This is a genomic window from Pseudozobellia thermophila (assembly GCF_900141855.1).
GTDB lineage: Bacteria > Bacteroidota > Bacteroidia > Flavobacteriales > Flavobacteriaceae > Pseudozobellia > Pseudozobellia thermophila.
This window is the reverse complement of the sequence record NZ_FQYU01000023.1, coordinates 1-7,117: the sequence shown is the minus strand read 5'-3', so window position 1 is coordinate 7,117 and position 7,117 is coordinate 1. Positions and strand designations below refer to the sequence as shown.

The following is a 7,117-nucleotide window of genomic DNA, read 5'->3' as shown; positions in this document are numbered from 1 at the left end:
GACATCACCGCCTATAGCGAATGTGCGTCTAATGGCGACCCCTTGCCAAGGTATGCAAAGCATACCTCGCAACTCGCCATAGCCGTCTGGCCGTTCTACGCAATTTGAAAAAAAATTAAACTGAATGAAAAAATCAACCATAGCCTTGCTATTAAGCATTGCACTTTGTTCTTGTAATCAAAGTAAAAAACAAATTGATAATTCATTAAGTGAAAACCAGAATGTGTTGGATTCACTAACAATGGAATTGGATTCTATTCAAAGAAACGGGCAAATAAACGGATTTGCTGTGGCTATGGTCAACCAAAACGGCGTGCTGTATGAAAAAGGCTTTGGATTTTCCAACAGGGAAACCAAAGAAAAATATACAGAAAACACCATACAGCACATTGCTTCGGTTTCTAAAACCTTAATTGGTATTGCTCTAATGAAAGCTAAAGAAATGGGGAAACTAAATTTAGATGACCCAATTCAGGACTATTTAGCTTTTAAGGTAATAAACCCAAATTATCCTGATGAAACAATTACAATAAGACAATTAGCTACACATACTTCGAGTATTAATGATACCGAACAATATATGGAAAGAGCTTGGATTCTTACAAAAGACCAAGACTTAACAAATGTAAGCACAGCTTATCCAGCTCAAAGATTGAACCCACCTAAACTTGATGTTCCAATGGAAAAATACTTGAACGGATATTTGGAAATAAATGGTGCATTTTATCAAGATGACAATTACTTAAAATTCAAACCAGGAGAACGGTATAACTATTCAAACATAGGTGCTACACTATGTGCATTAGTTATCGAAAAAGCGACAGGTCAAGCATTTGATTCATTTACCGAAGAACATATCTTAAAGCCTTTAGGTATGAATTCATCAGGTTGGTCACTTGAGGATGTGGATATAAAAAAGCATTCTAGATTATATAGAAATGACAATACGCTTTTACCCTTTTATACCGCAATAACTTATCCTGACGGTATGTTAATTTCATCAAGTAGTGATATGGCTAAATACCTATCCGAATTAGTTAAAGGCTATTCGGGAGAAGGTAAATTACTTTCAAAAGAAAGCTACAAAGAACTCTTTACAGAACAATTAGAGGAGCAAAACTTTGAATCGCGAAATGCGGATAATCCCTATAATGGAGATTATAGTCCTGCTCTTTTCATTGGACATAGTGCATTGGGCTATATAGGACATTCAGGTGGAGATGCAGGGGTCGGAACTTGGATGTATTTTGACAAAGAGAAAAGAACGGGCAGATATATCGTAATAAATACGGATATGGGAAATGATGAACGAGCGAAGGAATTTGAATATTATGCAGTTTGGGATAAAATGAATGAATATTTTGAAAAAATAAATGTAGAAGAATAATTGGAAACAACCGAACTACAAAAAATGAACAAAACTGCGTAAAACAATGGTAACCGTTGCACAACCCCTCATCGGGAATAAATTGATGATTTTTGAATTGTTTGAAATGATTAAAGCCTAACATATCAATTAGTTACACTTTACAAAAAACGACCTAACAAGTACGTGTTGATGGAATTCGTAGTTGCGCAACAAGCACAATGTATATAAAAAATAGGCGAAACAGTGATATGTTAAAGGCTTTTGGCTCGTATCGAACACTGTGCTTAACTGAAAGTTCTGAGCTTCGAAATCGCCTACTTTTCATATACTAAACGTTGACAATAATTTGCTATTTCAATAAAAACTCACCTGTAAATTGCTGCTGTTGCTTTTCGGGCAATGTATGAAAACCTACCGCTTGTACATCTCGGAAGAGTCGCTCAAGTTCAAATATTCGGTAAAAACTTTGTCCGCCTACCGTTTCCATGGCCTTATTCACAGTTTCGGTACATGCATTTGCTGCCAATGTCTTTCTAGCCAATATTTCAACACCTGTCCTTTCTTCAGCCTGAAAATCTAAATCATTGGCTATTGCAATCATATCTTTATGAATCACTTGAGCCAATGTAAGGCTATTGTAAATTTCTCCAAGCAACAAAGTACTATGAAATGGTCTGCTTTGTTTTGCTTTTGACTTTTCTAAAGTAAACTTCATCGCTTTTTCTGCAATCCCTATATAGGGAGCCATTATTAACGGCAACGCGACGGTTAATACCACATTCCAAAACATAGGGAATTCGCCTTTTGCCCTCTTCATCACTATAGAGTCTTCTGGAATAAACACATTATTAAGGATCACTGTCTGCGAACCTGTTCCGCGCATTCCCAATGTGTGCCAGTCATCCAATAGCTGTATCCCATGAGATTTCATAGATACTGTAAAATGAAGTACTTGCCATCCCTCTTCTGAATCATTATAGGGTATGCTGGTAACCAAGAGATCACCTATTGCAGATTGGCTTGCAAATTGCTTTCTTGCTGAGACCAAATAACCATTATCAATTTTTTTCATGGTTCCATTAGACTCTAGCCAGTCACGTGCACCTGTGCTGACCAGCACCAGGTTTTTATCCACTACTTCTTTTAAGAATTCTTCGCCTGTGCCTTCGTGTTTATATTTCCAGATATTTGCAGCAAGAAGGTGTTGGTGCATGGACAATGCCAATGCCGTAGAAGGGCAATACTGCGCTATTTTGACCAAAATAGCACACATATCAGTAAAGGAAACACCAGCACCTCCCAATGCTCTTGGTATCATAGCCGTTAGATATCCCTGCTCCTTCAACAACTGATAATTATTGGCTACAAAGGTATCAGCCCGATCGTGAGCAAATCCGTTCGCAGCCAATTGGTCTCCAAGCTGGTCTATTAGATTTAGCCATTGCCTTGAAGTTGTTTCGTTCACCTTGCTTTCATGACTATTCATAATACTACTGAATTTTTTTCTGGGACACCTCTCAAACCGACAGTTGTGCCTTTTGAAATTTTAAAGGGGAAATACCATTCTCGTGCTTGAATACTCTTGCAAAATGGGCAGGACTTTCAAAGCCACTATCAAAAGCCACTTCATATACTTTTCGATCGGTATTCTCCAATAATAGTTTCGCATGAATAAGCCTTTGTTTAGTAAGCCATTTTCCTGGTGACATTCCATAAACACTATAAAAGTCGCGATTAAAAGTACTTAAACTTCTGTGCGATAGTCTTGCAAAATCAACGAGCGATAAATTATAGACAAAGTTGGCCTCCATTATATTTTTAATCGATGGTTTAACTTCTTGGGCAATCTGTTTAAAATAGCTACCGATTTCAGGGTTGGATGGCAGTGACAAAATATTGACCAATAATTCTTGAAATTTTATTTCTATCAGATATTTTGAAGGCTTTTCGTCATTGGAAAAATAATCTAATATCGAGGTAAAATAAGTACTTAAAGTTCTATCCATTTTCACAGGAATTGCACTGTCACTTTGAAGATTACTGTTTAGATTGGCACCAATTTCAGGTTTTTGTGACATAAAATCCTTGACATAAGAATCGGGAATAAAGATTACTATGGCGCAAAAATCAGAGTCAAAATACTTCTCAATTATATTTGCCCCTTTTTTTACAAAAAGTACCTCATTGGCATTAACCATATAACTGTTCTCTAGCGTTCGCCATTTCTTTTTACCTTCTAGCACATAAATAAAATAATTTAAGTGGTTCCAAGCGGTGAATATCGATTTTGTCTCTGCACATCTATATTCCGAAAACATAAGTGACGACACTTCAATTTTCTTGAAGGTAGGTGTTCTTTTTGCTATGTCATATCCATTACCCATTATTTATATATTTTTCACTTAGAAAAGTACAGCTTTTTGAGGGAATGAAGTCATAATAACCAACTTAGGCAATGACTACTCATGTTTTAAGTGATAAATACCTCAACACCCTATTTTCTTACTATATGAAGATTTAAGTAACCATGTCGGTTTAGTATAAAGCCAAGATCTTATTTCTATTCGATTTTTGAAGGTTTTAATATCAGGTCGTTGTCTGCTGCTAATTTGGCAAATTCAGCCGCACTAAGCGTATTAGATGGTTCTGTTTCAGGCTTTACCCCTACTTTTTTGAAAAAGTCCAACAGACCATGCTTAGCATTTGGTACCGTAGCAAATACCAATTTTAAAGGTTCCTTACCCGTATTTTGAAAGGAATGCCATTCTCCCGGTGCAGTATACCATACATAGCCCTCTTTAACGATCGTTTCTTTACGCTCATCATTTTCATAACTAATTACTACCCCTGTTCCTGAAAGAAAATAAGCAATTTCCTCTGTTTTATTATGCTTGTGTTCTGGTAAAGCTCCACCCACTCCCAGCTCGTATTTTGAAAAACCTGAAGAAGCATCGGGGTGACTTTCAGGATCCATATAAATTTGAAGTAATCCTCCGGACCCGAGTTTGTCTTTACGCTCAGGAAATATCCACAGTTGTTGAGCGTCATTTGGCGTTATTATTCTTTTACCCGTGTGCGTATGTGTGGAATTATCATGAATATGAGCTTCTTCTTTAAGAGAAAGTACTGCCACCGAATCCTCTTTTTTTTGTGGTTTATTTGCGTTTTCACCACAACTTTGAACGACTGTGAATATCATAATCATGGCAGCTAACTTTATTAATTTTGGGTTCTTTTTGTTTTTAAGCATGGTTGGAGAATTTATGATTATTAGTAACTTTATTATACGAATCAAAACTAGAGAGAATAACGGTACTTTAACTGACTGGGGCTTTCAATAAATTGACTAAGCGTGTCAAAACAATGATTTTGAAAAAAATATACCCATTCAGAAACTTGTTAAATGTCAGTTACGACTAAAGAAAACCGCGCACTATTCAGGTTTTAAATAAAAAACTATTGCCTAACAATGGTAATCGTTGCACAAGCCGTTGATGAGCAACAAAATGAATTATTATAAGCCTCTTTAAGGGGCTTTTTTGTTTTTAGTCCGGTCTTTGCACCTTGATCTTTGAACGGTCCAGAAGGACGATTAACAGTCGGGGCAGGACCTTTTCGTACCTTTTTAGGGAAGCAAGTGCCCCGCCCCGCTTTTTACACTGCATAAAGACAAGTTACCATCCATCGCCCGATCGGCAAGGATTGACGAACTCTTTTTTCAGTATCTTGTACTACAGGCACAAAACCCATAAGCGAGCGGGGTGACAGTAAAACCGAAACAACAATATTTTTTAACCAACTACGGGCTCGGATGACAGATAAGCGCGTCTAATGGCGACCCCTTGCTCAGGTATGCAAAGCATTCGGCACAACCCGCCCTACCCACTATGCACAAATTAAGGTAACATTTCCAAATCTTTGTCGTCTTAAAAGTAACCAATCAAGATTATGAAGACGATTATTTCAATATTGCTGCTAATTACTTTAATTAGTTGTAGTTCCCGCGCTACTAATTTCACTGTTAAAGACGGTATTTTAATTGAAAGCATAACCATAATTTCAACTGATGAAACGGGTACTTTAGAAAAGTATTTGGGCTATATTCTTATCGACCAATCTGAAATCGTTTTTTGTGGTAAAGAAGAACCGAACGTAAAAGGAAAGCTTAAAATAATAAATGGAAAAGGAAAATATGCCATACCTGGTCTAATAGATAGCCATGTTCATTTAAATAATATTGCTGGAATAAATTTTAGACAACGAAAGGCAAACGAGGAATTAGTCAATGACTACTTTGATCGACTACCAAGGAATTTTTTATACTTTGGATATACCTCGCTTATCGATGTTGATAATTATGCGCCAAACACAATAGAAAGGCTAAGAGACATTCGTATTAGACCTGAAATTTACACCTGTGCTCAAAAGGTACAAGTTATGGATGATTTTGAAATGGTAATGAATGAGTCACCTCAAAATGAACGCTACGAGACACCTTTCCTTTACGATAATTACAATGAAAATATTAAAATTCCAGATTCAATAAATCTTGGGCTTCATACGCCTTCCAGCCTTATTTCACAAATTACTCAAAAAGATAATATTTGCGTTAAAACATTGTATGAAGATGCCGCTTCCGGCCTTCCACAGGTTTGGGAAGTACCTACTTTGGAAATAATGAATGAGTTAGTTACGGAAGCACATGCTAAGGATTTACCTGTGATCATGCATGCTACTTCATATGAGGGGCAATTATTTGCAGTTAATGCTGGAGTCGACGTAATAGCTCATGCCATGTGGAATTGGACTTCAAATCCTGAAGATTATTTAAACACCAATCTTCCTGAAACCCACAAAGAATTATTACTTGATATTTCGAACAAACGTATTGGTTACCAACCAACTTTTCGGGTCATTCTAGCCGAAAAGGATATTCTTGACAATACTTTTAAGGACTCTCCAATTCTTAAATTACTTTATACTCCCAGATATATAGATTGGCTACAATCTGAAGATGCCCAATGGAGTCGTGACAAAATTTTGGCCAGACCAAAGTTTCTTGAAAAAATGAATCCTGAATTTTTCAATCCAATAAGGAGCCAATTCAATAGTGATGAAGAAATGATTGATAAACTTTATAAGTCTTATGAATTAAAGATTCAAAAAGTTGTAAGCCTATTAGCAGAAAACAATGCAAATTTATTATTTAGTACAGATAATGGTGCGATGAACATGTATACACATCCACCTGGTTATAATGGTTACCTAGAAATGCAGCATTGGTTTGATGCCGGGGTTCCTTTAAAACAAATTTTTAAAGCTGCAACGTATAATAATGCAAAGGAGTTTGATTTAATTAATTCGGTTGGAACATTAAGCATAGGTAAAACAGCTAATATTTTAATTCTCAATTCCAATCCATTTGAAACAATCGAGGCCTATAACGATATTCAGTTCGTGCTAATGAATGGAGAATTAATTGAAAGAGAAAAGTTAACCTCTAAATATGATGGAACAAATTAGTTCCCAATTCTAAAAATACCAATCAATAGAAGACAAACTTAGGATGGCTATAAGTAATTGCTTGTTCTCGCCTACTTCTGAAAATCCTCGCGGATTTTCAGTTTGGTGCGTGCTTGCAAAGTTAAGTTGCTTTGCCTTCCTCTCGCTATGCTCGTCGGAGGCACTACGCAACTGTTCATAGCTAAAACCGATGGTCGATGATACCTCCGGCCCGTAAAAAACCGG

The 7,117-nt window shown here is 36.5% G+C and carries 6 protein-coding genes; 2 read left to right on the top strand and 4 right to left on the bottom strand.

The window, feature by feature from the left end:
* Positions 1 to 124: 124 nt before the first annotated feature.
* The gene (locus tag BUB37_RS21120; protein WP_072996051.1) at positions 125 to 1,387 is read left to right on the top strand and encodes a serine hydrolase domain-containing protein; all 1,263 of its coding nucleotides are present in this window, start codon (positions 125 to 127) and stop codon (positions 1,385 to 1,387) included.
* Between the two features lie 331 nt (positions 1,388 to 1,718).
* Here the strand turns inward: BUB37_RS21120 and BUB37_RS21115 are convergent, their stop codons facing one another.
* From BUB37_RS21115 to BUB37_RS21105, 3 genes are all read right to left on the bottom strand, one after another.
* Positions 1,719 to 2,855, bottom strand: a complete 1,137-nt coding sequence (locus BUB37_RS21115; protein WP_072996049.1) for an acyl-CoA dehydrogenase family protein — start codon at positions 2,853 to 2,855, stop codon at positions 1,719 to 1,721.
* A 31-nt stretch (positions 2,856 to 2,886) separates the two neighbouring features.
* On the bottom strand, positions 2,887 to 3,753 hold the full coding sequence (locus BUB37_RS21110) for a helix-turn-helix domain-containing protein (RefSeq protein ID WP_072996047.1): 867 nt from the start codon (positions 3,751 to 3,753) through the stop codon (positions 2,887 to 2,889).
* Positions 3,754 to 3,929: 176 nt separating this feature from the next.
* Positions 3,930 to 4,619, bottom strand: a complete 690-nt coding sequence (locus BUB37_RS21105) for a cupin domain-containing protein (protein ID WP_072996045.1) — start codon at positions 4,617 to 4,619, stop codon at positions 3,930 to 3,932.
* 698 nt (positions 4,620 to 5,317) lie between these two features.
* On the opposite strand from BUB37_RS21105, the gene BUB37_RS21100 reads away from it, so the two are divergent.
* The gene (locus tag BUB37_RS21100; RefSeq protein WP_072996043.1) at positions 5,318 to 6,892 is read left to right on the top strand and encodes an amidohydrolase family protein; all 1,575 of its coding nucleotides are present in this window, start codon (positions 5,318 to 5,320) and stop codon (positions 6,890 to 6,892) included.
* A 9-nt stretch (positions 6,893 to 6,901) separates the two neighbouring features.
* Here BUB37_RS21100 and BUB37_RS21840 read toward each other — a convergent pair.
* Positions 6,902 to 7,117, bottom strand: a 216-nt coding sequence (locus BUB37_RS21840) for a hypothetical protein (RefSeq protein WP_072996041.1), incomplete at its 5' end; no start/stop codon positions are given.